The organism is Agromyces mediolanus (genome assembly GCF_044917495.1).
Lineage (GTDB): Bacteria > Actinomycetota > Actinomycetes > Actinomycetales > Microbacteriaceae > Agromyces > Agromyces mediolanus_B.
The window spans coordinates 96,138-119,966 of record NZ_JAVSSI010000010.1 but is presented as its reverse complement, the minus strand read 5'-3'; the positions used below and the strand labels follow the sequence as shown (position 1 = coordinate 119,966).

The following is a 23,829-nucleotide window of genomic DNA, read 5'->3' as shown; positions in this document are numbered from 1 at the left end:
TTCTTATGTAACCCCCCGCGCCCTAGCGCCACGGCACCGGGTTAGCTAGTGGGTTGCGGTGACAACCCAATGGCGTCCTAATGGGCTACACCAGTCGGGTTGGCTAAGTTTTGGGTTGGGGCCCTAGTTAAATGGAGGATAATGCGGCAAATGGGGTAAAACTTGCATCAGTACAGTGTTGCGACGGGGCGGGGGGGTGCGCGGGCGGGGGGCCCCGCGCAGCCGCAGGACGGCGCGGACGGGGCGCGGGGGCGCCGGAAGATCATGGCGATACTGGCCGGGGGGCTGGTACTCGGCGTCGGCGCGGCGATCACGCTCGCCGCCTGGACGGACCGGGAGTTCGCGAGCGGCGCCTTCGGCTCGGGGGCGTTCTCGCTCGTCGGCAGTCCGGACGGCACCGCGTTCAGCGAGCATCCGAGCGCGCCGGGCGCGGCACTCACCTTCGCCGTCGGAGCCGACCGGCTGACGCCCGATGCGACGGTGTATCACCTGTTCTCGTTGAAACTCGGCGCCGGCTCCAACTACGGCGCCGACCTCACGCTCACCTCGGCCGGGAGCGGGACCATCGCGCCGAACGTCAGCTACGGCATCGTCGACGTCGGCACCGGGACGAGCTGCGACGCCACGGCGTTCGCCGCCGGCACCTCGGTCGTGCCGAACGCGACCCCGGCCACGCTGACGACGCCCGACGCGATCGGCACGCTCGCCTCGCTGACCGAGCAGCGCAACTACTGCGTCGCGGTCACCGCGAGCAGCGCGCTCGGCCAGTCGCAGACGGGCTCGATCACGTGGGCGTTCCTCGGCACCTCGTCGGCGCCGATCTCGTAGGCCGACCGTGCCTCGGCACCGCAGCTGGCGCGGGCCGTACGGCGTCGCCCGCCGACGGCTCCTCGCCATCCTCGCCGCCGGCCTCGTGCTCGGCGTCGGCGCGACCGCGACCCTCGCGGCGTGGAACGACTCCGAGGTGGGCACCGGCAGTTTCAGCGCGAGCGTCTTCGTCAGCGAGGCGAAGGACTCCGCCGGGTCGACGTACGCGCAGACGAGCGACGCCGCTCCGGCGACCCTGAGCTTCGCGGTCGCCGGGCTCTCGCCGTCCGCGACCGCGACGGCCGGGCTCGACGTGCGCACCACCGCGGGCACGACCGTCGACGGCCAGGCCGTCCTGTCGGCGATCGCCACCGGCGGCGCGGGCACGCTGACGGCGCAGCTCGACTACAAGGTCGCCGTGCTCTCGGGCACCGCGACGGCCTGCAGCGACAGCTCGATCTACACCGACGCCACCTTCACCGACACGACGGCCGCCGTGCCCGCGGGCAAGAGCGGCGCCATCACCAAGGCCGCGGCGAACGTCGTGCGGTTCTGCTTCCAGGTCCGCATGAAGCCGACGGCGCCGAGCACCATCCAGGGCCAGAGCGGCACGCTGAAGTGGACGGTCACGACCAGCTCGAACCAGTGATTCGACGACCTCGACGGGGGACGGGGGCAGGAATGACGGAGGCGACATGAGCGCCGGGCGCATCGGCCGCGCGCTCGGCGAGCTCGGGCTGTTCGTGCTCGCCGCGGCGGGCGTGCTCTGCATCGCCCTCGTCGCGGCCGCGCTCGCGTTCAACGTCACGATCATGCTGTTCGCCACGGGATCGATGAGCCCGACGATCCCGGCCGGCTCGGCCGCCCTCGTCCGCGAGATCCCCGCGAGCGAGGTGCACCTCGGCGACGTCGTCACCGTCGATCGCGATGGACGGCTGCCGGTGACGCACCGCGTGGTCGCGATCGACGTCTCGCCGAGCGGCGCGCCCGAGGGGCGCGCGCTCACGCTCCGCGGCGACGCCAACCCCGTGGACGATCCCGCGCCGTACGACGTCACCACCGTCCGGCTCGTGCTCTGGTCGGTGCCCGGGGTCGCCGGCGTCATCTCCGCCCTGCAGCATCCCGTCGTCCTCGGCATCCTGACGCTCGGGCTCACCGCGCTCGTGCTCTGGGCGTTCTGGCCCCGCGGTCCCCACGGCCGGCGGGCGCCGCGGCGCGATCGCGCCAGCGCCGCGGCAGGCGATCGCGGGCGGGTCGGCGCGCTCGGCGGACTCGTCGTGCTCGCGGTGGCGGGGGCGAGCTGGGGCGCCGCACCGCCCGCGGAGGCCGCCCCGGTCGAACGTGTGGTGCAGGGCGAGTACCTGCGGCTCACCACCATCGGCGACCCGCTCGCGCTCGCGCGGCTCGCCCCGGGCGACACCGCCACGCTCCTGCTCGGCGCCTCAACGATCGCGCGCGCGCCGGGAACGATCACGCTCCGGCTCGAGGTCACGGTGCACGATCCCTCGCCGATCCTGCTCCGCGTCGTGTCCTGCGACGGCGGCCCCGCCGCTGGCGGCTGCGACCACGGGCGCGAGATCGTGCCCGAACGCCCGCTCCGCGATTCGATCACCGATCTGGCGCTCGGCGAGATCCCCGGGCGCCCGGGCGGGTGGCTGCGGTTCGAGCTGCGGATGCCGGAGCAGGACCCGGTGCCCGGTGCGCGCGCCGAGTGGCGGGTGCAGGCGGACGGCTTCGGCGAGCTCCTCGAGACCGACGGAAGCGGCGGCACGGCGGCGGGCCCACCCGGCGGCGGCCTCTCGGCGAGCGGGGTCGAAGCGGCGGGCCGCGCGCTGCTCGCGGCAGGGCTCCTCGCCCTCGGCGGGACGCTCGCCCTGCTCGCACGGCGGCGCGTGGGGCGGGCACCGTGACCCGCCGCAGACCGCTCGAGCGGGTCGCGGTCGGACTCGCCGCGGCCGCGCTCATCGCGCTGCTCGCCATCCCGGCGCGCCCGACGGAGGCCGCCTGGAGCGACGACGAGGCGGGCATGGGCTCGATCTCGGCGGCCACGATCCCGGCGCCGACCGCGCTCGCGACCGCCTGCACGGCATCGAACGTGCTGGGCTCGGCGCGGATCTCGATCACCTGGCAGCTGCCCGCGGGCTACGCGATCGGCGAGGCCGTGTATAAGGCCGGCACGAATCCGCTGCTGCTCGAGGTCGTGCTGCTCGGCAGCTCGCTCACGACCACCGGACCGAGCGGCGGCTCGTACACGACGACCTACACGGGCGGCCTGCTGAACGCGGCCCTCGGCGGCACCGGCTACCTGTCCGTCTCGATGCAGCGCGGAGGCTGGACCTCGCAGCAGCGCCTCGTCACCGCCGCGCTGCCCGCACTGATCGGAACCGGCACGTGCACCGTGACGTGAGGGCTCAGGCCGCTCCGCTCCGGCCGCGCTCCGAGGAGGGCACGGCGGGCGCGGTGCCCGCCGCGGCATCCTCCTCGGCTCCGCGCTCGGCCGCGGCATCCTCGTCGGTTCCGCGTTCGGCCGCTGCCGCGTTCGCCGCCCGGAGCCCGCCGAAGGCGCGCAGGTACAGGGGGCTCGAGGCGAGCACCAGGTAGAGCACCGCGCAGCCGGCGACCGAAGCGACGACGCCGAGCTGCTCCGCGGCGAGCCCGCCGAGGAACGCGCCGAGCGGCATGGTGGCGGCGACGCCGGCCGTGGTCACGCCGAACACCCTCGCCCGCATGTGGTTCGGGATGAGCCCGTACATCGCGGTCGCGATCATCGGGTTGATGGCGCCCGCCGCGAAGCCCGACACCGCGAGCACCGGCAGGAGCACCGGAGCGGGCGCCTCGAACGCCATCGCCGCGTACGGCACGGTGCCCGCGAGCATGAAGCAGGCCGCGAACAGCACCCGGCCGGACCAGCGATGCCCGACCGCCGCGAACACCGCGGATCCGAGCAGTGCGCCTCCCGCGAAGCAGCCGACCATGAAGCCGAGCAGGGCGGGATCGCCGAGCACCTCGGTGGCGTAGAGCGGCTTCAGCACGGTGAGCCCCGCCGCGTCGATCGCGTTCGTCAGGGTGACGAGCAGCACGATCGCGCGCAGGAGCGGAGAGCGGGCGACGAAACGCAGGCCCTCCACGAAACCGCCGCGGCCGGACTGCGCGGCAGCGCTCGCCGATGGCTCCCCCGCGGCGCCGGATTCCGCGCCCTCCCCTGCGCCGGTGGCCCCCGCCGCTGCGGCGTCCGACCCGGCCGGCCGGATGCCGCGCGGCACGAGGATGAGCACGAGCGCGGCCGAGACGACGAAGCCGGCGGCGTCGACGACGAGGGCCGGCATCGGGCCGAGGAAGGCGATGAGCGCACCGGCGGTCGCGGCGCCGAGCATCGACGCGGTGCGCTGCACGGCGGACTGGATGCCCGCGGCGCGCGCGATCGGCATCCTCGCGAGTGCCGCGAGCTCGGGGGTGAGCGCGGTCTTCGCGGTGTCGCCGGGCGGATCGAGGAGGCCGCCGAGGAAGACGAGCGCCAGCATCACCCCGAATTCGAGGCCGACCGTCGCGTGCAGGATCGGGAGGGCGAGCACGGTGACCGCGCTCGCGAGGTCGGCGACGATGCTCGAGACCCGGTAGCCGAAGCGGTCGACGAGCACGCCGCCGAAGGCGCCGCCGATGACGAGCGGCACGGTCGCGAAGACGCCGACGACGCCCGCGGCGAGCGGCGAACCGGTCTGCTGCAGCGCGATGATCGGGATCGCGACGAGGGCGATCGCGTTGCCGCCGAGCGAGAAGAGCGCGGCGGCGAAGGTCGCGAAGAGCGGGGTGCGGCGGGGGTGCGCCGACCGCACGGCGGGCTCGGCGGGCGCGCTCACGGTTCGCCCCGCACGAAGGTGTGCGTGATGAAGCGCACCGGGCGGGTGCCCGCTCGACGCTCGCGCCCCCGTCGGTACCAGCGGTCGCGCACCGCGGCGAGCTCCGCGGAGAGCTCGCCGAGCTCGGCCGCGGTGAGGTGCGCCGCGGCGTCGGCCGACTCCGCCGCCTCGACCCACTCGGTCTCGAGCGCGGGTTCCGCGGCGAGGGCCTCGAGGAGCTCGCGGTGGTACCCGTCGAGCACCTGACGGCGGAACTCGTCGAGCCCCGCGCGCGTGGCCGGGTCGTCGCGGAACTCCAGCGGGTCCCAGCTCGTGTAGTCGTGCGCGGCGCGCCACCAGCGCTCGCGGCGATCGCGGGCGAGCTCGGGCGCTTCCTCGACGAAGCCGTGCTTCGCGAGCGTCTGCAGGTGGTAGCTCACCGAGCCCGGCGCCTCATCCAGCCGTTCGGAGAGCGCGCCGACGGTGGCCGGCCCGTCGAGGCGGAGCGCGCCGAGCACGCGCATGCGCGCCGGGTTCGCAAGGGCGCGCATCCGGCCGAGGTCGTGCAGTTCGATGCGGCTCGGTTCGTCCCGCGGGCTGTCGCTCATATCGGCAGCCTACTTCCACAAGAACTCTTGTGCAACAGTTCTTGTGGATATCGCCACGACATCTCACCGATGGATGCCCCGAGCGCCCCGCTGCCCGAGCGCTCCCCTGCGCCTCGAGCTCAGCCCGTCGCGCCGGCCTCGACCACGGCGGCGGTCTGCCGCGCGATCTCGAGCTCCTCGTTCGTCGGCACCACGAGCACCTCCACCCGCGAGTCCATCGCGGAGATCCGCCGGGCGCCGTGCCCGGCAGCGCGGTTCCGCTCGGGGTCGACGATCACGCCGAACCCCTCGAGCCCCGCGAGGCACCACTCCCGCACGAGGGCCGCGTTCTCCCCCACTCCGGCGGTGAACACGATCGCGTCCACCCGGCCGAGCTGCGCGGCATAGGCGCCGACGTAGGAGCGCACCCGGTGCGCGTACACCTCGAGCGCCAGCGCCGCCGCCTCGTCGCCGCCGTCCGCCGCCGCCACGAGATCGCGCATGTCGGCGTGCCCGCCGAGCCCGATCAGCCCGCTGCGCTGGTTCAGCAGCTCGTCGACCTCGGCGACCGAGTAGCCGGCCCGCCGCTGCAGGTGCAGCAGCACCGCCGGATCGAGATCGCCCGACCGCGTGCCCATGACGAGCCCCTCGAGCGGTGTCATCCCCATGCTCGTCTCGACCGAGCGGCCGCCCGAGACCGCGCAGGCCGAGGCGCCGTTGCCGAGGTGCAGCACGATCGTGCGGAGCTCCTCGATCGGCCGCCCCAGGAACTCGGCGGCGGCGCGGGAGACGTAGCGGTGCGAGGTGCCGTGGAACCCGTAGCGGCGGATGCGGTGCTTCGCCGCCACGGCGCGATCGATCGCGTAGCTGTACGCGGCGGGCGGCATGGTCTGGTGGAAGGCGGTGTCGAAGACGGCGACGTGCGGCACCGAGGGGAACGCCCGCTGCGCCGCCTCGATCCCCGCGAGGTTCGCCGGGTTGTGCAACGGCGCGAGGGAGGAGAGCTCGTCGATGTTGATCTTCACGAGCTCGGTCACGACGGTCGGCTCGAAGAAGCGCGCCCCGCCCTGCACCACCCGGTGCCCCACCGCGACCGGCGGGAACTCCTCGAGCGACGGCCCGTGGGCCGCGAAGCCCTCGAGCATGACCTCGAACGCCGCGAAGTGATCGGGCACCTCGAACGCCCCGTCCCAGTTCGAGCCGGCGCTGCGGTTGTCCGGCCCCTCGTGCCGGTGCTGCGCGTGCCCGACGCCCTCGCCGATGCGCTCGACGATGCCGCTCGCGAGCATCTCCGAGCGTGCGACGTCGATCAGCTGGTACTTGAAGGAGGACGAGCCCGAGTTGCAGACGAGCACGACGCTCATCGCACGCCGTCTTCCGCCGCCTGGATCGCGGTGATGGCGACGGTGTTCACGATGTCCTGCACCGTCGCGCCGCGCGAGAGGTCGTTCACCGGCTTGTTCAGCCCCTGCAGCACCGGTCCGATCGCCACCGCGCCCGCCGAGCGCTGCACCGCCTTGTAGGTGTTGTTGCCCGTGTTCAGATCGGGGAAGACGAAGACCGTGGCCCGGCCCGCGACATCCGACCCGGGCAGCTTCGTGCGCGCCACGGCCGCGTCCACCGCGGCGTCGTACTGGATCGGGCCCTCGACCGCGAGCCCGGGCTCACGCAGCCGCACCAGTTCCGTCGCCTTCCGCACCTTGTCGACGTCGGCGCCCTCGCCCGAGCCGCCGGTCGAGTAGGAGAGCATCGCGATCCGCGGCTCGATGCCGAACTGCTCGGCCGTGCGGGCCGAGGAGATCGCGATGTCCGCGAGCTGCGCCGCCGTCGGATCGGGCACGATCGCGCAATCGCCGTAGACGAGCACCCGGTCGGCGAGCGCCATCAGGAACACGCTCGAGACGATGTCGACGTTCGGCCGGGTCTTCACGATCTCGAACGACGGACGGATCGTGTGCGCCGTCGTGTGCGCCGCGCCGGAGACCATGCCGTCGGCCATACCGAGCTCGACCATCATCGTGCCGAAGTAGGAGACGTCCTGCACGCGCTCCCGGGCCTGCTCGAGCGTGACGCCCTTGTGCGCACGGCGCCGCTGGTACTCCTCGGCGAAGCGGGTCACATAGACGAAGTCGTGGTTCGAGAGCACGGCCGCGCGGGAGAGGTCGAGGCCGAGCCCGATCGCCCGGGAACGGATCTCGATCTCCTCGCCGAGGATCGTGAGCTCCGCGACCTCGCGGGCGAGGAGGGTCGCGGCGGCACGCAGGATGCGGTCGTCGTAGCCCTCGGGCAGCACGATGTGCTTCTTCGCCCGGCGGGCGCGCTCCAGCAGGCCGTACTCGAACATGAGCGGCGTGACCACGTCGGTGCGGGCCACGTCGAGCAGCTCGAGCACCGCCTCGGCGTCGATGTGCTTCTCGAAGAGGGCGAGCGCGGTGTCGCGCTTGCGCTGCGACTCCGCCGCCAGCCGGCCGCGGGTGCGGGTGATCGCGAGCGCCGTCTCGTAGCTCGACATCGGCGTGCGGATGATCGGAAGCCCGGCCTTCAGGCCCTGCACGAGCCGTTCGACCTGCTCCGACAGGGGGAATCCACCGTTCAGCACGATGCCCGAGATCGACGGGAACGCCTGGCTCGAGTGCGCCGTCAGCACCCCGAGCAGCACCTCGCTGCGGTCGCCCGGCACGATCACCACCGCGCCCTCGGTCAGCCAGGTGAGCACGTTCTCCATCGACATCGCCGCGATGACCACGCCGAGCGCCTCGCGGTCGAGCAGGTCGGGATCGCCGAAGGTGAGCTCGCCGCCGACCGCCTCCATCACCGTGCGCATCGACGGCGCGACGAGGTAGCGGTCCTCCGGGATGGCCCAGACGGCCGTCGGCGCGTCGCCGGAGACGGATGCCGAGGGGCGGCCGTGCCGCCCCGGCCCGCGCTGCACGGCGGTGCGCACCTCGGCGACGATCGCGTCGAGCGCGTCGGGGTCGGCCCGGTTCACCACGATGCCGAGCAGGCTCGCGTGCTCGCGCTCGAGCTCCTCGACCGCGAGCTCGGCGAGCTGGGCGATCTCCGGCGCCGTGCGCGCCTCGTCGCCGACGGCGTGATCGGCGTGGCCGATGCGGTCGGCGCCCTGCAGCCCGGCCCGGCCGCCGAGCACGAGCAGCACCGGCGCGCCGAGGTTCGCCGCGATGCGGGCGTTGAACGCGAGCTCGGTCGGGCTCGCGACGTCGGTGTAGTCGGAGCCGAGGATAACGACCGTGTCGCAGCGCGCCTCGACGGCCTTGAACCGCTGCACGATCGTCGCGAGCGCCCCGTCCGGATCGGCGTGGACGTCGTCGTAGCCGACCCCGATCGCGTCCTCGTAGGCGAGGTCCACGACGCCGTCGTGCCCGAGCAGCAGCTCGAGCACGTAGTCGCGTTCCGCGGTCGAGCGCGCGACCGGCCGGAACACGCCGACCCGGGTCGCGCGGTGGATGAGCGTGTCGAGAGTCCCGAGCGCAACGGTGGACTTGCCCGTGTTCCCCTCGGCGGAGCAGATGTAGATGCTGTGCGCCACGAACCCAGCCTATTGGTCGAGCCTGAGAGCGTGCGTTCTTGCGGAGCCGTTCGCTCGGGTAGACTGTCCGAGGCTCCTCACGTGGCGCCATCCAGGCCAACTCCCCCAGGGCGGAAACGCAGCAAGGGTAACCGGGCTCTGGCGGGTGCGTGAGGGGTCTTTGGAGGATTCGCCTAGTGGCCTATGGCGCACGCTTGGAAAGCGTGTTGGGTGAAAGCCCTCGGGGGTTCGAATCCCCCATCCTCCGCCAGCACCACCGAACGCCCGCCCGCAACGGCGGGCGTTCGTCATTCCGGGTGACGCGCAGCACCCCGGGACATCCACGAATCCCCCATCCTCCGCCAGCACCACCGAACGCCCGCCCGAAACGGCGGGCGTTCGTCATTCCCGGTGGGCCTCGTGGCCGGCCCCGGTATCCCATACGGTGAATGCATGGTGCAACACGGTGGCTCCGGCGTTCTCGCGTCGGTGCAGGACGACTTCCCCCGCTGGTACCAGGACATCCTGGAGAAGGCGCAGCTCGCCGACAACGGACCGGTGCGCGGCACCATGGTCATCCGACCGTATGCGTACGCGATGTGGGAGCGCATGCAGGCCGATGTCGACGCGCGCATCAAGCGCACGGGCGCCGAGAACGTCTCCCTCCCGCTGTTCATCCCGGAGTCCTATCTCGAGCGCGAGGCCGAGCACGTCGAGGGCTTCAGCCCCGAGCTCGCCGTCGTCACCCACGCGGGCGGCAAGGAGCTGACGGAGCCCGTCGTCGTCCGACCCACGAGCGAGACGCTCTTCGGAGCCCTCATGTCGAAGTGGGTCCAGTCGCACCGCGACCTGCCGATGCTGCTGAACCAGTGGGCGAACGTCGTGCGCTGGGAGCTGCGGCCGCGCCTGTTCCTGCGCACGACCGAGTTCCTCTGGCAGGAGGGCCACACCGCCCACGCCACCGCCGAGGATGCCGCGGCGTACGCCCGGCGCATCCACCTCGAGGTGTACCGGGACTTTCTGCAGGACACGCTCGCGATTCCCGTGCTCGTCGGCGTGAAGAGCCCCCGCGAGCGGTTCGCGGGCGCGGTCAACACGATGACCTGCGAGGCGATGATGGGCGACGGCAAGGCGCTGCAGATGGCGACCAGCCATGAGCTGGGGCAGAAGTTCGCGCGGGCGTTCGACATCGGGTACACGGATGCCGCGGGCGCCGTCCAGATGTGCTGGACGACCTCGTGGGGCTCGAGCACTCGCATGATGGGCGGCCTGATCATGTCTCACGGCGACCAGGCCGGCCTCCGGGTGCCGCCGCGGATCGCGCCGATCCAGGCGGTCGTCGTCGCGGTGAAGGACGACGAGCGCACCGTGGCGGCCGCGTCCGCGCTCGCGGACGAGCTGACGGATGCCGGCGTGCGGGTCCGGCTCGACGCGCGCAGCACTCCCGGCTTCGGGCGCCGCATCGTCGAGTGGGAGCTCAAGGGCGTGCCGCTCCGCATCGAGCTCGGACCGCGCGACCTCGACGCGCAGCAGGCCACCGTCGCCCGGCGCGACGCCGAGGGCAAGACGACGCTGCCGCTCGACCGGCTGCGCACGGTCGTGCCCGCGCTGCTCGAGGAGATGCAGGCGAACCTGCTCACGCAGGCGCGTGAGCGGCTCGCCGGGCGCACCGCCGACGTCGAGACGGTCGCGGAGGCGATCGCCGCGGCGGCCACCGGCTTCGCCCGGATCCCCTACGCCGCCCTCGGCGAGACCGGCGAGGACGAACTGGCGGCGAAGGCCGTCACGGTCCGGTGCCTCCAGACCGCCGACGGCGAGCTGCCGGGCGACGCGGCGCCCGAGCGCCTCGTCGCGATCGTGGGCCGCAGCTACTAGCTCCTAGGCTGGTCGCGACCGAGCGGAGGGCTCACGATGACCGACACGACCGTCGACGAGGTGCTCGCCGAACTCGCCGAGCTGGAGGACCCGCGCATGCGCGAGGTGAACGCCAGGCACGGCGACGACCACGGCGTGAACCTCACGAAGCTCCGCGGGGTCGCGAAGCGCCTGAAGAGCGACCACGAGTTCGCCCTCCGGCTGTGGGCCACCGGCGACACCGCGGCCCGCCTCGTCGCGATCCTCATCGCGAAGCCGCGCGCGTTCACCCCGGCCGAGCTCGACGAGATGCTCCGCGAGGCCCGAGCGCCGAAGGTGCACGACTGGCTCGTGAACTACGTCGTGAAGAAGGGCCCGCACGCCGAGGAGCTCCGGAAGGCCTGGCTCGCCGACGCCGACCCGGTCGTCGCGAGCGCGGGCTGGGCGCTCACCTCCGACGCCGTCGCGAAACGGCCGGAGGTGCTCGACCTGCCCGCGCTCCTCGACACCGTCGAGGCCGAGATGAAGGACGCCCCGGATCGGCTGCAGTGGGAGATGAACACGTGCCTCGCCACCATCGGCATCCGCCGACCGGAGCTCCGCGACCGCGCGCTCGACATCGGCGAGCGGCTCGAGGTGCTGAAGGACCACCCGACGCCGCCGAACTGCACGTCGCCGTACGCGCCGATCTGGATAGGCGAGATGGTGCGCCGCGAGGCGGCGGAGGGCTGAGTGCTCAGCCCTCCGCGGCGCCCGCGGCGTACGCGGCGAGGAACTCCGCGCTCGGCGGGATCGGCTGGATGACGTCGAGCAGCACCCCGTCGGGCGCGGCCACGATGAAATGGCGCTGCCCGAACGCCTCGTCTCGGAGCGCGAGCACCGGCTCGAGGCCCCGCTCGCCGACGAGCCGGGCATGCATCTCGTCGACGTCGTCGACCTCGAGGTTCAGCAGCACCCCGGCGGCGGCCGCGCCGTACCCGTCGGGGATCGTCTCGTGCCCGCGGTCGAGGACCGCGAGCTCCCAGTCGCCGAGCCGGAGGCTCACGTACCAGTCGCTCTCGAAGCTCGTCTCGAAGCCGAGCTCATCGCGGTAGAAGCGGGCCGCCGCGGCGACGTCGTCGCTCATCAGCACCGGGTAGCAACTCGTGACCGTCATGATCGCACTCCTTTACGTACACTGAGAATGTTTGATCCCCAGTTTTACATACACACTGCATGTAAAGGAAGCCCATGCCTCGCGCCTCCGCCGACGACGCCGCCCGCACCGCACGCTCGATCGTCGACACCGCCACCCGGCTCTTCGCCGAGACCGGCTACGCGGACGTCGCGCTCGAGGACGTCGCCGCGGCCGCGGGGGTCACCCGCGGCGCGGTCTACCACCACTACGGCAGCAAGCGCGGGCTCTTCACGGCGGTCGTCGCCCGGCTCCAGGAGGAGGTGGCCGCGGCGGTCGTCGCGGCGGCCGAGGAGGCCGGACCGGATGCCGCGGCCCAGCTGCGTGCGGGCTGCCTCGCGTTCCTCGACGCGGTGACGGATGCCGCAGCCATCCGCACCCTCCTCGTCGACGCCCCCGCGGTGATCGGCTGGGCGGAGTGGCGGCAGCTCGACGCCGAACACTCCGTCGTGCACCTGCGGGAGGCGCTCGCGGCGACCGGGCTCTCCGGGGCGCTGCTCGATCCGCTCACCGCGATGCTCTCCGGCGCCATGAACGACGCGGCACTGTGGCTGGCGGAGCATCCCGCCGATCCGGCCGCCCGCGAAGCCGCCCGGCTGAGCCTCGCCGTCCTCGTCGACGCGGCCGTCGCCCGGGGCGCCGCGGGGCGGCCGTGAACAGAGGTCAGTCGAGGAGCCCGGCGGCCCGGAACGCGCGTTCGTAGATCGCCAGGATGACCTCGGCCTTCCGGGCGTTGTACTGCATGATGGTCTCCCCCGCCTCGGTCGCCGCGAGCGCGGCGCTCGCCTTCACCTCGGCGTAGCGCGCACGATCCGCGGCATCCGTGCGCAGCCAGTCGCGGAAGATCCGATGCTTGAACAGCTCGGGGCTGCTCGGACCGAACACGTGCAGATTCGCCCGCGGCGACTCCAGGTACAGGCAGCGGTGGCCGTGCCACCACGGCTCGCGCACCGTCAGCTCGAAGCCCGCGGCCTCGAGCTGCGGCAGCCACGCCTCCTCGCGCTCGGGATCGGCGACGGTCAGGTCGAGGTCGATGACCGGTTTCGCCGGCAGCCCCGGCACCGAGGTGGAGCCGACGTGCTCGAGCTGGATGACCCGGGCGCCGAGCGCCCCGCGGACGCGCGCGTCGAGCTCGGCGGCCACGGCGGGCCAGCGCTCGTCGTAGGCGACGACCGCGACCGGCGCGACGCGCTGCGGGCGCACGAACGGCGACCGTCCCTCGGGCGCCGGCGGCTCGGTGAAGTCGACGATCTGCTGCGGCGTGGGCACTCCGGCTCCTTCGGTTCGGTCGTTCGGCGGATCCCCCACCCTACGCTGGAGCGGTGACCTCGTACGCGTTCTCGACCTCCACCGACCGCCTCGACCGTGCCCTGGTGCACCGCTGGCTCAGCACGCTCGCGTACTGGGCGGAGGGCCGGAGCCGCGCCACGCAGGACGCCGCGATCGACGCCTCACGCAACTACGGCGTCTACGACGAGGGGACCGGGGCGCAGCTCGGCTACGCCCGCGTCGTCACCGACGGGGCGACCTTCGCCTGGCTGTGCGACGTGTTCGTCGATCCGGACGCGCGCGGCGCCGGCATCGGCAAGCTCCTGATGGCCGGCGTCGTCGCCGACCTCGACGAGCTGGGCCTGCCCCGCACGATGCTCGCGACCTCGGACGCGCACGGCCTCTACCGCCAGTACGGCTTCACCGACCTCGAGGAGCCCGCGAAGTACCTGGTGCGCCGGCCGCGAGCCTGACGCCGCGACGGCAGCCGCTCGGGCCCCGCACGAGGACCGCCCCTCGTGGACGACGAAACGGCCCCCGCCGAAGCGGGGGCCGTTCTCTCGGTGGACCCAGGGGGATTCGAACCCCCGACCTTCTCATTGCGAACGAGACGCGCTACCAACTGCGCCATGGGCCCGAGCCGTGAAGAAGCCTATCACCTCCGCGAGGGTGATGCCGACCACCGACGGCGTCGCGCGGACCGCGCGTTCAGACGGCCCGACGCCGCCGGAGGACGCTGTCGAGATCGTTGAAGCCGGGCTCGGCGCTCGCGACGATGCCCATCGCCGCGTACGGGTTGGGCGTCGCAGCCTCCGCCGCCGCCGACGCGCGGGAGGCGGATGCCGCCGGGCGCGCCGGCTCCGCCGCCGGGCGACGCAGCACCGGCACGGGCGGCGCCAGCCGCTCGACCTTGGCGGCCATCGCCTCGTCGGCGACCGCTCGCTGCAGCTTGGCCGCGGCCTCGACCGACGCCATGGCGGTGGCCGCGATCGTCCCCCGCGAGAGGTGCAGCGGGCGCGGGAGCGGCTGCGGGGTCCACTCGGCCGAGCGGGCGGGCCGGTCCGCGAGTTCGATCGGCTCGAACGCCGCGGCGACGGGCGCGGCGACGACCGGCGCCGCGGCGTGCGCGACGGGTGCGCTCGTCGGACGCGCGAGCCGGACGAGCCCGCTCAGGGCGAGGAGACCGGCGGCTCCGGCGACGATCGGGGCCAGCACCGGCCAGGATGCGAGGAGCCCCACGACCACGACGATGGTCGACACGAGCAGCGCCAGCGAGCAGAGGGCGCGGCCCCGGCGACGTGCGCCGCGGGCCGCCCCGATCGGACCGGCGGGCGCCGCGTTCCCGGAGGCGGCCTCCACGACCGCGGGCATCGACTGGGTGAGCGCGAGACGGGTCGCCCGCTCGCGCGCGGCGGCGACCGCCTCCTCCGCGGCGCGACGTTCGGCGAGCGCGAGCTGAGCCTCGGCCTCGGCGGAGAGCCGTGCGGCCTCGGCCTGGTGCGCGGCGGCCTGCTCCTGGGCGGCGAGGATCCGCTGCTGGGCGACGACCTCGCGGGCCGTGGCCTCGAGCCGCACCGCCTCCGGCGTCTCCGCCGTCTCGGCGAGGACCCGGAGCGTCTGCTGCAGACGGATCGCGTGCCGCTCGCTCGCCTCGTACTGGCGACGGCGGAACCAATTGGGCAGCAGGTAGGCGATCCACAGCGCGGCGGCCACCGCCACCAGCACGCCCCCGCCCACCACGTCCATGCATCAACGGTAGGGCACGGACGCCCGAGGTCCCGCGCGATTCCCGGGTGTGTCAGCGAGGGGATGCCACGGCGGGCCCGCTCCGGGGCATCCGCCGCTCAGCGCCCGTCGAGCTGGAGCGGATGCAGCGCCGCGACGCGATCGGCCGGATGGATCTCCGCGGCGGCCGGCGGAACGCGCCCGTCGCGCCAGCGCTGCAGGACGCCGCGCGGCACTTCCTCGGCGACGAGGCCGAACGCGAAGTGGTCCCGCCAGTCCCCGTCGATGTGGATGTAGCGCCGGCGCAGCCCCTCGTAGCGGAAGCCGAGCTTCTCGACCACCCGCAGCGACGGGGCGTTCTCCGGCCGGATGCAGATCTCCATCCGGTGCAGGCGCAGCGTCCGGAAGCAGTAGTCGGTCGCGAGCGCCACCGCCGTCGGAGTGAGCCCCCGCCCCGCGGCGCTCTGCGCGACCCAGTACCCGATCGTCGCCGAGGAGAGCGAGCCGTAGGAGATCGAGGAGACGTTCAGCTGCCCGACGAGTTCGCCGTCGACCTCGAGCACGAACGGCAGGCCGTGCCCCGAGCGGGCGTGGGAGAGCAGATTCCGGATCGAGCTCTTCGCGTCGATCGCGAATCCTCCGCCCGGGTAGGTGGCTTCCCATCGCCGGAGCCACCCCCGGTTCTCGCCGAGGACGCGCTCGAGCGCGCGCGCGTCGCGGACCCGGATGCCTCGAAGCACGAGCTCGCCGTCGCGGAGCGTGGGAAGGGCGGCTGCAGCCATGCTCAGAGGGTAGCGGCCTCGGCGGCTCGTCGGCGGTCGCCGCTCGGCGGACTAGCCGTCGAGCTCGGCGACGTAGCCGCGCAGCCAGTCCTTCAGCTCCGGGCCGAGGTCGTCGCGGTCGCCGGCGAGCTGCACCACGGCCTTGATGTAGTCGAGCTTGTCGCCGGTGTCGTAGCGGCGCCCCCGGAAGACGACGCCGTAGACGCCGCCGGTGGCCTCCGCGTCGCCCGCCATCTCCATCAGCGCGTCGGTGAGCTGGATCTCGCCGCCCTTGCCGGGCTCGGTGCGCTCGAGCACCTCGAAGACCTCGGGCTTCAGCACGTAGCGGCCGATCACGGCGTAGTTCGAGGGCGCGACCTCCTTGGCCGGCTTCTCGACCAGGCCCGTGATGCGTACGACCTCGGGGTCGTCGGTGGGCTCCACCTCGGCGGCGCCGTAGAGGTGGATGCTGTCGGGGTCGACCTCGAGGAGGGCGACGATGGAGGCGTCGCGCTTGCCCTGCTCGGCGAGCATGCGGGTGAGCAGCTCGTCGCGCGCGTCGATGATGTCGTCGCCGAGCAGCACCGCGAAGGGCTCGTCGCCGACGTGCATGCTCGCCCGGAGCACCGCGTGGCCGAGCCCGAGCGGGTCGCCCTGGCGCACGTAGTGCATGTCGGCGAGATCGGTCGACTCGTTGACCTTCTCGAGCTTCGCGGTGTCGCCCTTCGCCTCGAGCGTCGCCTCGAGCTCGGCGACCCGGTCGAAGTGGTTCTCGAGCGCGTACTTGTTGCGACCCGTGACCATGAGCACGTCGGTGAGCCCGGCGTTCACGGCCTCCTCGACGACGTACTGGATCGCCGGCTTGTCGACGACGGGGAGCATCTCCTTCGGCATCGCCTTCGTCGCCGGCAGGAAGCGGGTCCCAAGACCGGCCGCCGGAATCACGGCCTTCGTAATGCGCTCGGTCATCCGACCACCCTATCCGACCGGCCACGCTGTCTAGGATGTGAGCATGCCCGACGATCCGGACGTCCAGAAGCGCATCCTCCGCGCCGAGCTGCGCGAGCGTCGGCAGAACCGCTCGAACCACGAGCGCGAGCAGGCGACCGAGGGCTTCACCGCCCGGCTGCAGGAGCTCGTCGCGCAGACGGGAGCCGCCTCGCTCTCCTGCTACCTGTCGATGCCGAGCGAGCCGAACACCCGCCCGTTCGTGAACTGGGCCGAGGCCCAGGGGCTGCGCGTGCTCTTCCCGGTCACCCGCGAGGACGGCCTGCTCGACTGGACGGTCGGCGAGGACGAGACCGAGCAGCTCGGCCTGCACGGCACGCCCGAGGCGGTCGGCGAGCTGCTCGGGCCGATGGCCATCAATGACGTCGACCTCATCGTCGTGCCGGCCGCCGCCGTCGACGCGAGCGGCATGCGGCTCGGCTGGGGGCGCGGCTATTTCGACAAGACCCTGGGCTCGATGGCAAAATGCCCTCCGGTGTACGCCGTCGTCTTCGACAGCGAGTTCGTCGAGCGGGTTCCGCACGAGCTCCACGACCAAGGCGTGAACGGCGTCGTCACCCCCACCCGCATCGTCGCCTTCTGAGCGTCGGCGCACCGTACCGTCCGGAGATCTCCATGCCCACCTATTCCTACCGCTGCACCGAGTGCGGGAACGCCTTCGACATCCACCAGGCGTTCAGCGACGATGCGCTCACCGTCTGCGAGGTCTGCGGCGGCAAGCTCCGCAAGCTCTTCAACACGATCGGCGTGACGTTCAACGGCTCCGGCTTCTACCGCACCGACTCCCGCGCGGGCTCCGGCGACGGCGGCGGCTCGGCGAAGCCCGCGTCGTCCTCGGGCACGAGCGGCTCCTCGTCGCCGAGCAGCACCCCGGCAAAGTCCGGTTCGACCAGCAATGGAACCGGCGGGAGCACCTCCGCGGCATCCGCCTGAGCCTGCGTTATCGTGGCGACGACCAGCCCACCCCGGAGGGAGCGAGCCATGATCAACGGCTTCAAAGAATTCATCATGCGCGGCAACGTCATCGACCTCGCCGTCGCAGTCGTCATCGGTGCAGCCTTCACGGCGGTCGTGAACTCGATCGTCGAGAACCTCATCAACCCGTTGCTGGGTCTGCTCTTCAAGGCCGACAGCCTCAACAACGCCCTCGTCTGGCAGGTCGGCGACGCGAAGTTCTCCTTCGGCGCGATCATCGGGGCGATCATCTCGTTCCTCGCCGTCGCGGCCGTCGTGTACTTCGTCTTCGTGATGCCGATGAACCACTTCAAGGCGCGCGCCGAGGCGAAGCGCAAGGCCGGCGAGCCCGATCCCGAGACGCCCGAGACGGAGCTCGACGTGCTCGCCGAGATCCGCGACCTGCTCGCCGCCCAGAACGGCGACGCGCCCGCGACGGGCGGATCCGGCCGGCACAGCGGCTGAGGCCCCGCCCCTCGAGGCTCCGACGCCCGTCGCACCCCGGTGCGGCGGGCGTCCTCGTCTCCGCCCGCCGCGACGGCTCACCAGTGCGGCGGGCGCTCCCGGGTGATCCGCTCGTCGTCCGGCGAGGCCGGCCGGCTCGCCTCCCGCTCGACGGGCGACTCCGGCGCGGGATCGCTCCCCGGCGCCGGCGTGAGCTTCGCGCGCCGCGCCCCCCGCGCGCGCACGACCCGCTGACGCGCCGGCCGTGCGGCATCGTCCGGCTGCTCGTCCGGCGCGCCCGCGGCGTCGCCGGGCACTCCCCCGGTCATCGCGGCGCGACCATCACCGATCGGCGGCGGCCCGGCGCGGGCTCGGCTTGCCGAGGAGCGTCGCGACGCGCTCGGCGACGGCGTCGGGGTTGCTGAACAGCTCGAAGCTGTGCACCCGGAGGTAGTGCCAGCCGAGTCGGCGCAGCACCTCGGGGCGGAGGCGGAGCGACTCGCGGAGGCTCATGCCGTCGAGCGAGGCATCCGTCTCCACGACGACGGCCTTGCCGGCGTTCGCCGCCGCGAGCGCGAGGCTGCCGCGGTGGCCGACGCTCACCCGGATGCCGCGGCGCTCGAGCCGCGCCCCGAGATCGGCGAGCATCGCGTCGCCCGTCTCGGACTCCGCGGGCGCCGCCTGGCGCGCCTCGGTCTGGGCGAGCACGTTCGCGAGCGCGAGCACGCCGTGCGCCTGACGGTCCTCGTCGATGTGCTCCGGCCGGAACGCCGAGACGATGTCCATCGACCGCCGCGCGCGCGTCATGCCGACCGCGAGCAGCCGGTCGCCGCCGGGCTCGCCGAGCGCACCGAAGTTCGACAGGAGCCGCCCGTGGGGCGTGCGGCCGTAGCCGATCGAGAAGATCACCCGGTCGCGGCTCTGCGCGACGGCCTGCTCGAGCGTCAGCACGGTGAACGGCTCGGCCCGGTCCTTCAGGATGAAGTCGGAGAGGTCGCTGCGCTTCGTGAACGCGGCGAGCACGGCCTGGTAGACCCGCGAGGCGTGCCGCTGGCTCGCGGTGATGACCATGAGCGACTCGCGCGGCCGCTTCACCGCGTGCTCCATGACGAGCTCGACGACCTTCGCGACCTCGGTGTCGATCGACTCGACGGTGCCGGTCACGGGGTCGGGCAGCCCGTTGCCCGGGACGTAGTGCAGCCCGAGGCTGCCGTGCCCGAGGAAGCTGCCGGCCCACGGCATCGACACGATCCGGCCCCCGTAGAACCAGGTGTTCACGAGCTCGGCGAGGTCCTCACCGCCCGCCCGGTAGCTGCGGGTCAGCGTCATCGTCGGCAGCAGTTCGCCGAGTCGGGCGAGCGCCGAGTCGGCGTGCGCGGCATCCACCGCGTGCTCGGCCGGGTTCTGCTGATCGCGGTCGAGGATGCCGGTCTCGAAGAGGGTCGGCGTCTGCGTCACGGGGTCGCCGAACGCGACGATCTGCTTCGCGCGGCGGATCGCCCCGAGGTTCTCCGCGATCGTCGTGGCCCCGGCGTCGACCAGGATGACGGTGTCGAAGCCGATGCCGTCGTCGATCGTCGGCACCTCGTACGGCGAGGCCAGCCAGACCGGCGCGAGGACGCGGAACAGCGTCGGCGCCTCGGCCTGCAGCAGCTGCGGGCGCACCCGATCGCTGCGCAGCAGCTTCTTCAGCCGCGCGGCCTCGTCGGGATGGTCGACGAGGGCGACCTTCCAGTTCTCGGCGAGGCGCCAGGCGGCGAGCGGGCCGGCGGCCGCGGCGTGCGCCTCGTCGACGAGGCGGAAGTCGGCCTCCAGCCGGTCGAGCACGGTCGTATTCGCCCCGAGCAGGGCCTTCTCGCGCGCGAGCATCGTCTCGAGGACCGACTGCCACCACGCGAGCTCGAGCTCGGACGCCACGCGGAGCTCCGGGATGTGCCGCTTCGAGAGGTCGAGGAGCAGCGGATCGAGGCCGAGGTCGCGCAGCCGCGAGAGCAGGGCCGTGCGCTCCTGGAGGTTCAGCAGGACCTCGGACTCCTCGGCGAGCCCGGCGAGGGTCGAGAGGAGGTCCCGGATCGGGCGGGCCGCGAGCTGGCGGGGGGTGCCTGCGACGCCCAGCGGCCCGTCGAGCGAGGCGAGGTCGGCCGCCACGGTGCGGTAGGCGACGTGGACGTCGTCGATGCCCGCGGGGACGCCGGGGATCGCGCCGGCCTCCGAGTAGCGCTGCCAGAGCGTGCGCTGCTGCTGGATGCCGCGGAGCGCCGCGTTCAGGTCGGAGACGTGGACGCCGGGACGGAGGAACTCGCTCGCGTGCCGCCGGAGCCGCCGCCGGTTCGCCGCGCTCATCCCCTCGGAGTCGCGGCGGGAGCCCGTCGCCGCGATGAGCTCGCCGAGCGGCCGATCGTAGACCGAGGGCTGGAACTTGTCGAGCGTCTCGCGCACGTCGAGGAGGAGTCGGAGGAAGACGCCGAGCTCCGCGACCGACTCGAACGGGCGCAGGCGCGTCTGGGCGATGAGGGCGCGCCCCCGCTCGATCAGGCGCGGCACCTCGGTGCGGCTCAGCCGCTTCGCGAGCTGGTGCGACTGGGCGGCGTCCTCGGAGTTCGAGAACGATGCGCCGTACCAGGGCGAGTCGCCGGGGCCGTAGCGGAACTCGCCGAGCGCCGCGGCGCGGGCGAGGTCCTGCGCGGCCCGGCTCCGGTCGCCCGAGAGCGCGACGAGCGCGGCATGGTCGAGGCGCGCGGTCGTGTCCGGCGGGGTGGGCAGCGCGGCGAGGTCGGCGAGCGCGGTGAGCGCCTCGAGCACCGAGACGCCGAACTCGACGTCGCGCCGGGTGAGGGCGCCGCGGTAGTCGAGCAGCACCTTCCGGAGCCGCACGAGGGCGTCGTCGACATCGGTGACGCGCGGCCGCTCGGCCTTCTCGTTGCGGGAGATCGACTGGATGAGCTCGCGGCGGAGTCCGGCCGTCGTGACCGCCATGCCGCCGAGCCCCACCTGCCCGAGGCGGTGCGCGATGCCGTCGAGGCTCGCCTTCCTGGCACCGGCGACGAGGACGCGCTTGTCGGCGGCGACGAGCGCGCCGATCGCGTTCACGATGGTCTGGGTGCCGCCCGTGCCCGGCAGGGTCTTCACGACGATCGAAGCCCCGGCGGCGACCGCGGCGACGACCTGCTCCTGCTCCTGGTCCGCGTCGAGCAGCAGCACGTCGGTCGACGGAGGCCGCTCGTCCTGCGGCACCGGGCGCGGCAGCTCCGGGAGCGCCGCGAGCGTGGCGCGCGCGGCCTTGTTGCCGGCGATCGCGTCGACGACGGGATGCCCCGTGCCGTCCACGTCCGCGGCGAGCGCGGGACCGACCTCGGCGAAGGAGGAGACGACGAGGCGCGGGGCGACGCTGAACCACGGCAGGTGCGAGGTCAGGCCGCGGAGCCGGTCGATGACCGGCTGGGGCTTGAACACCCCGTTCGTGATAGCGAGGGCGACGAAGGCGTCGGCGTCGAGGGTGATCTTGAACTGCTCGTGCAGCTCGCGCGCGAGCGCGGGGTTCAGGAACGGCTGGCCCTTGAGCTTCAGCTCGAAGTCGCGGCCGTAGCGGCGGATCGCAAGGGGGCGCAGCAGCACCGGTGCGGTGTACTCCTGGCCGTTGTGGCGCCAGGAGGCGAGCCCGATCGCGAGGTGCACCGACTCGATGCCGCGCACGGAGCGCAGCTCGATGCCCTTCTGGGTGATCTCGGCGGCGGCGAGGCGCGCGTTCCGGAGGGCGAGCTCGTCGCGGATGAGGCTCGACAGCAGCGTCGACTTGCCCGTGATGAACTGCGGCAGGCCGCCGGGGTGGGTCGTCGAGAGCTCGATGCGGGTGCGCGCCGTGTCCTCGAAGCGCACGAGCGGGGAGCGTCCGCCCGCCGCGCGCAGCTCCTCCTGCCATCGCCGCCAGGTGGGTTCGGCGACGTTGCCCGCCACGAGGGCGGGGTCACCGAGGCTGAGGCTCGTGGGCCGCCCGGCCTCGTGGGGTACGGGGTCGGGGGTGAGCTCGTCGGCCGCGGCATCCGTCTCGCGCGCGAGCAGTCGCTCGTCGCCTTGGTCGCGTTCCAGCCGTTGCACACGGCCACCTTATGTCGCACCCGGCGCGTTTTCCCGCAGCGACGCCCGGAACCTCGCGCTTTGCCGCGCCTCGGGTATCGTGACGAGCGTCGAGAGAGGCCGATCATGCAGTCCAGTTCCCCCGCCGAGGTGCACGCCACCGCCGATGCCTACCTGATCGACGTGCGCGAGCCGGACGAGCTCGCGCAGGCGCGCATCGAGGGCGCGCACCACATCCCGCTCGGCGAGCTCGTCGCCCGGCTCGACGAGGTGCCGCGCGACCGCACGGTCTACGTCCTGTGCCACGTCGGCGGCCGCAGCGCCCGAGCCGTGCAGTACCTCGAGCAGCAGGGCATCGACGCGGTGAACGTCGACGGCGGCATCCTGGCCTGGTACCAGGGCGGACTGCCCGTCGTGCTCGGCGAGGCCTGATCCGGGAGCGCACCGAGTCCTGAACGGACGGATGCCCCGACCGCATCGTGTGCAGTCGGGGCATCCGGTCGTGGCGGGCGCTGGGAGCCGTCCCGCCGCGACGTTCCCGTCACCCCTCGCGACCGCCCGGGGGCGGTCGATCGGCTGCGAGGGGCGAGGTCGGGGCGCGGCTCAGCGCGCCTGGTACTCGAGACCGAGGGCGACGGCGACGGGCTCGTTGGTGAGCTTGCCGGCCGTGGCGTTCAGGCCCTTCGCGAGCGCCGGGTCGGCGTCGAGGGCGGCCTCCCAGCCGAGGTCGGCGATCTTCAGCGCGTAGGGCAGCGTCGCGTTGGTGAGCGCCGGGGCCGAGGTGGCAGGGACCGCGCCGGGCATGTTCGCGACGCAGTAGAAGATCGCGTCGTGCACCTTGTACGTCGGGTCGGCGTGGGTCGTGGCGTGCGAGCCCTCGAAGCAGCCGCCCTGGTCGATCGCGATGTCGACGAGCACGGCGCCCGGCTTCATCGAGGCGACCATCTCGTCGGTGACGACCTTCGGCGCGGCGGCGCCCGGGATCAGCACGGCGCCGACGACGAGGTCGGCGTCCTTCACCTGGCGGGCGATCTCGTACGGCGAGGACGCGAGCGTCTTGATGCGGCCCTGGTAGCGGCCGTCGATCTCGCGGAGCTTCGGCAGCGAGATGTCGAAGACGGTGACGTCGGCGCCGAGGCCGAGCGCGGTCGCCGCGGCCTGCTCGCCCGCGACACCGCCGCCGATGACGACGACCTTCGCGGGGCTGGTGCCGGGCACGCCCGCGAGGAGCACGCCGCGGCCGCCCTTGGAGGCGTGCAGCGAGGCGGCGCCCACCTGCGGGGCGAGCCGGCCGGCGACCTCGCTCATCGGGGTGAGCAGCGGCAGCGAGCGGTCGGCGAGCTGCACGGTCTCGTAGGCGATCGCCGTGACGCCCGAGGCGAGGATCGCGTCGGTCAGCGGGCGGTCGGCCGCGAGGTGGAGGTAGGTGAACAGCGTGAGGTCGCTGCGGAGGAAGCCGTACTCCGGCTCGATCGGCTCCTTGACCTTGAGGACGAGCTCGGCGCTCCAGGCCTCGGCGGCGGTGCCGACGATCGTCGCACCGGCCTCGCGGTAGTCCTCGTCGGTGTAGCCGGCACCGGTGCCGGCCCCCGCCTGGACGTCGACGCGGTGACCGCGCAGCGCGAAGGCGTGGACGCCGGCCGGGGTGATGGCGACGCGGAATTCGTTGTTCTTGATCTCAGCGGGCACGCCGATGTGCATTTCAGACTCCGAATGCTATTGGGTGGGTACCCTCCATGGTCGCCGCTTATTCGCTCAGACGGAAGCTCTACCGAACAGAATTCGTTAGACTCGGATCTCAGAAGTCATT

At 73.0% G+C, this 23,829-nt stretch carries 24 protein-coding genes, 2 tRNA genes and 1 other RNA gene; 14 read left to right on the top strand and 13 right to left on the bottom strand.

The genetic code is table 11. The features are described 5' to 3' along the window. Positions 1–264 precede the first annotated feature (264 nt). From ROT00_RS14675 to ROT00_RS14660, 4 genes are read left to right on the top strand one after another with little or no spacing between them, the layout of a single operon-like run. A complete protein-coding gene (locus ROT00_RS14675; protein ID WP_404775769.1) occupies positions 265–828 on the top strand; it encodes a SipW-dependent-type signal peptide-containing protein in 564 nt (187 codons plus the stop codon). A 7-nt stretch (positions 829–835) separates the two neighbouring features. Then, positions 836–1,456 carry a SipW-dependent-type signal peptide-containing protein gene (locus ROT00_RS14670; protein WP_404775768.1) on the top strand — a complete coding sequence of 207 codons (621 nt, stop codon included), beginning with the start codon at positions 836–838 and terminating at the stop codon, positions 1,454–1,456. Between the two features lie 46 nt (positions 1,457–1,502). Further along, positions 1,503–2,717: a S24/S26 family peptidase gene (locus tag ROT00_RS14665; protein ID WP_404775767.1), complete on the top strand. Its 1,215-nt coding sequence runs from the start codon at positions 1,503–1,505 to the stop codon at positions 2,715–2,717. Continuing rightward, the gene (locus ROT00_RS14660; RefSeq protein ID WP_404775766.1) at positions 2,714–3,214 is read left to right on the top strand and encodes a hypothetical protein; all 501 of its coding nucleotides are present in this window, start codon (positions 2,714–2,716) and stop codon (positions 3,212–3,214) included. Before ROT00_RS14665 ends, ROT00_RS14660 begins: the two co-directional genes overlap by 4 nt. 4 nt (positions 3,215–3,218) lie before the next feature. On the opposite strand, the gene ROT00_RS14655 is transcribed toward ROT00_RS14660, so the two are convergent. The 4 genes from ROT00_RS14655 to pta form a co-directional block, all read right to left on the bottom strand. After that, entirely contained in the window at positions 3,219–4,664 is a 1,446-nt protein-coding gene (locus tag ROT00_RS14655) for an MFS transporter (protein ID WP_404775765.1), read from the bottom strand. Continuing rightward, a complete protein-coding gene (locus ROT00_RS14650; protein ID WP_404775764.1) occupies positions 4,661–5,251 on the bottom strand; it encodes an ArsR/SmtB family transcription factor in 591 nt (196 codons plus the stop codon). Before ROT00_RS14650 ends, ROT00_RS14655 begins: the two co-directional genes overlap by 4 nt. Positions 5,252–5,370: 119 nt before the next feature. Then, positions 5,371–6,594, bottom strand: a complete 1,224-nt coding sequence (locus tag ROT00_RS14645; protein WP_404775763.1) for an acetate/propionate family kinase — start codon at positions 6,592–6,594, stop codon at positions 5,371–5,373. Beyond that, the gene (gene pta, locus ROT00_RS14640) at positions 6,591–8,777 is read right to left on the bottom strand and encodes a phosphate acetyltransferase (protein ID WP_404775762.1); all 2,187 of its coding nucleotides are present in this window, start codon (positions 8,775–8,777) and stop codon (positions 6,591–6,593) included. The genes ROT00_RS14645 and pta overlap by 4 nt, the downstream gene beginning before the upstream one ends. Before the next feature lie 68 nt (positions 8,778–8,845). Here pta and ffs point away from each other — a divergent pair. The 4 genes from ffs (at position 8,846) to ROT00_RS14620 (ending at position 11,342) form a co-directional block, all read left to right on the top strand. Further along, positions 8,846–8,942: signal recognition particle sRNA small type (gene ffs / locus ROT00_RS14635), an RNA gene on the top strand. Further along, positions 8,940–9,027: transfer RNA gene (locus ROT00_RS14630), tRNA-Ser, on the top strand. Before ffs ends, ROT00_RS14630 begins: the two co-directional genes overlap by 3 nt. 182 nt (positions 9,028–9,209) lie before the next feature. Further along, complete coding sequence (proS, locus tag ROT00_RS14625) at positions 9,210–10,631, top strand: proline--tRNA ligase (protein WP_404775761.1); 1,422 nt, start codon at positions 9,210–9,212, stop codon at positions 10,629–10,631. Between the two features lie 36 nt (positions 10,632–10,667). Further along, on the top strand, positions 10,668–11,342 hold the full coding sequence (locus tag ROT00_RS14620; protein WP_404775760.1) for a DNA alkylation repair protein: 675 nt from the start codon (positions 10,668–10,670) through the stop codon (positions 11,340–11,342). Between the two features lie 4 nt (positions 11,343–11,346). On the opposite strand, the gene ROT00_RS14615 is transcribed toward ROT00_RS14620, so the two are convergent. Further along, complete coding sequence (locus ROT00_RS14615; RefSeq protein WP_404775759.1) at positions 11,347–11,766, bottom strand: VOC family protein; 420 nt, start codon at positions 11,764–11,766, stop codon at positions 11,347–11,349. Between the two features lie 74 nt (positions 11,767–11,840). Between ROT00_RS14615 and ROT00_RS14610 the strand changes: the two genes are divergently transcribed. Next, positions 11,841–12,440 (top strand): TetR/AcrR family transcriptional regulator, encoded by a 600-nt coding sequence (locus tag ROT00_RS14610; RefSeq protein ID WP_404775758.1) that lies wholly within the window; start codon positions 11,841–11,843, stop codon positions 12,438–12,440. A 7-nt stretch (positions 12,441–12,447) separates the two neighbouring features. Here ROT00_RS14610 and ROT00_RS14605 read toward each other — a convergent pair whose 3' ends face one another. Further along, complete coding sequence (locus ROT00_RS14605) at positions 12,448–13,053, bottom strand: GrpB family protein (protein WP_404775757.1); 606 nt, start codon at positions 13,051–13,053, stop codon at positions 12,448–12,450. Between the two features lie 53 nt (positions 13,054–13,106). On the opposite strand from ROT00_RS14605, the gene ROT00_RS14600 reads away from it, so the two are divergent. Continuing rightward, entirely contained in the window at positions 13,107–13,526 is a 420-nt protein-coding gene (locus ROT00_RS14600) for a GNAT family N-acetyltransferase (protein ID WP_404775756.1), read from the top strand. 91 nt (positions 13,527–13,617) lie between these two features. On the opposite strand, the gene ROT00_RS14595 is transcribed toward ROT00_RS14600, so the two are convergent. The 4 genes from ROT00_RS14595 to galU form a co-directional block, all read right to left on the bottom strand. After that, a tRNA-Ala gene (locus tag ROT00_RS14595) sits at positions 13,618–13,690 on the bottom strand. Between the two features lie 71 nt (positions 13,691–13,761). Continuing rightward, complete coding sequence (locus tag ROT00_RS14590) at positions 13,762–14,799, bottom strand: hypothetical protein (RefSeq protein WP_404775755.1); 1,038 nt, start codon at positions 14,797–14,799, stop codon at positions 13,762–13,764. 98 nt (positions 14,800–14,897) lie between these two features. Further along, a complete protein-coding gene (locus tag ROT00_RS14585) occupies positions 14,898–15,560 on the bottom strand; it encodes a GNAT family N-acetyltransferase (protein WP_404775754.1) in 663 nt (220 codons plus the stop codon). Positions 15,561–15,611: 51 nt separating this feature from the next. Next, positions 15,612–16,508 carry a UTP--glucose-1-phosphate uridylyltransferase GalU gene (gene galU, locus ROT00_RS14580; RefSeq protein WP_404775753.1) on the bottom strand — a complete coding sequence of 299 codons (897 nt, stop codon included), beginning with the start codon at positions 16,506–16,508 and terminating at the stop codon, positions 15,612–15,614. A 43-nt stretch (positions 16,509–16,551) separates the two neighbouring features. Here galU and ROT00_RS14575 point away from each other — a divergent pair, with 43 nt between their 5' ends. From ROT00_RS14575 to mscL, 3 genes are read left to right on the top strand one after another with little or no spacing between them, the layout of a single operon-like run. Then, positions 16,552–17,130 carry a 5-formyltetrahydrofolate cyclo-ligase gene (locus ROT00_RS14575; protein WP_404775752.1) on the top strand — a complete coding sequence of 193 codons (579 nt, stop codon included), beginning with the start codon at positions 16,552–16,554 and terminating at the stop codon, positions 17,128–17,130. 32 nt (positions 17,131–17,162) lie between these two features. Continuing rightward, complete coding sequence (locus ROT00_RS14570) at positions 17,163–17,480, top strand: FmdB family zinc ribbon protein (RefSeq protein ID WP_404775751.1); 318 nt, start codon at positions 17,163–17,165, stop codon at positions 17,478–17,480. 48 nt (positions 17,481–17,528) lie between these two features. Continuing rightward, complete coding sequence (gene mscL / locus ROT00_RS14565) at positions 17,529–17,966, top strand: large conductance mechanosensitive channel protein MscL (protein WP_404775750.1); 438 nt, start codon at positions 17,529–17,531, stop codon at positions 17,964–17,966. A gap of 77 nt (positions 17,967–18,043) precedes the next feature. Here the strand turns inward: mscL and ROT00_RS14560 are convergent, their stop codons facing one another. Both ROT00_RS14560 and ROT00_RS14555 read right to left on the bottom strand, forming a co-directional pair. Further along, positions 18,044–18,274 (bottom strand): hypothetical protein, encoded by a 231-nt coding sequence (locus tag ROT00_RS14560; protein WP_404775749.1) that lies wholly within the window; start codon positions 18,272–18,274, stop codon positions 18,044–18,046. Between the two features lie 13 nt (positions 18,275–18,287). Further along, positions 18,288–22,040 carry an AAA family ATPase gene (locus tag ROT00_RS14555; RefSeq protein WP_404775748.1) on the bottom strand — a complete coding sequence of 1,251 codons (3,753 nt, stop codon included), beginning with the start codon at positions 22,038–22,040 and terminating at the stop codon, positions 18,288–18,290. A gap of 105 nt (positions 22,041–22,145) precedes the next feature. Between ROT00_RS14555 and ROT00_RS14550 the strand changes: the two genes are divergently transcribed. Continuing rightward, positions 22,146–22,451 carry a rhodanese-like domain-containing protein gene (locus tag ROT00_RS14550; protein WP_404775747.1) on the top strand — a complete coding sequence of 102 codons (306 nt, stop codon included), beginning with the start codon at positions 22,146–22,148 and terminating at the stop codon, positions 22,449–22,451. Positions 22,452–22,622: 171 nt separating this feature from the next. On the opposite strand, the gene ald is transcribed toward ROT00_RS14550, so the two are convergent. Continuing rightward, entirely contained in the window at positions 22,623–23,720 is a 1,098-nt protein-coding gene (gene ald / locus ROT00_RS14545; RefSeq protein ID WP_404775746.1) for an alanine dehydrogenase, read from the bottom strand. Positions 23,721–23,829: the final 109 nt, after the last annotated feature.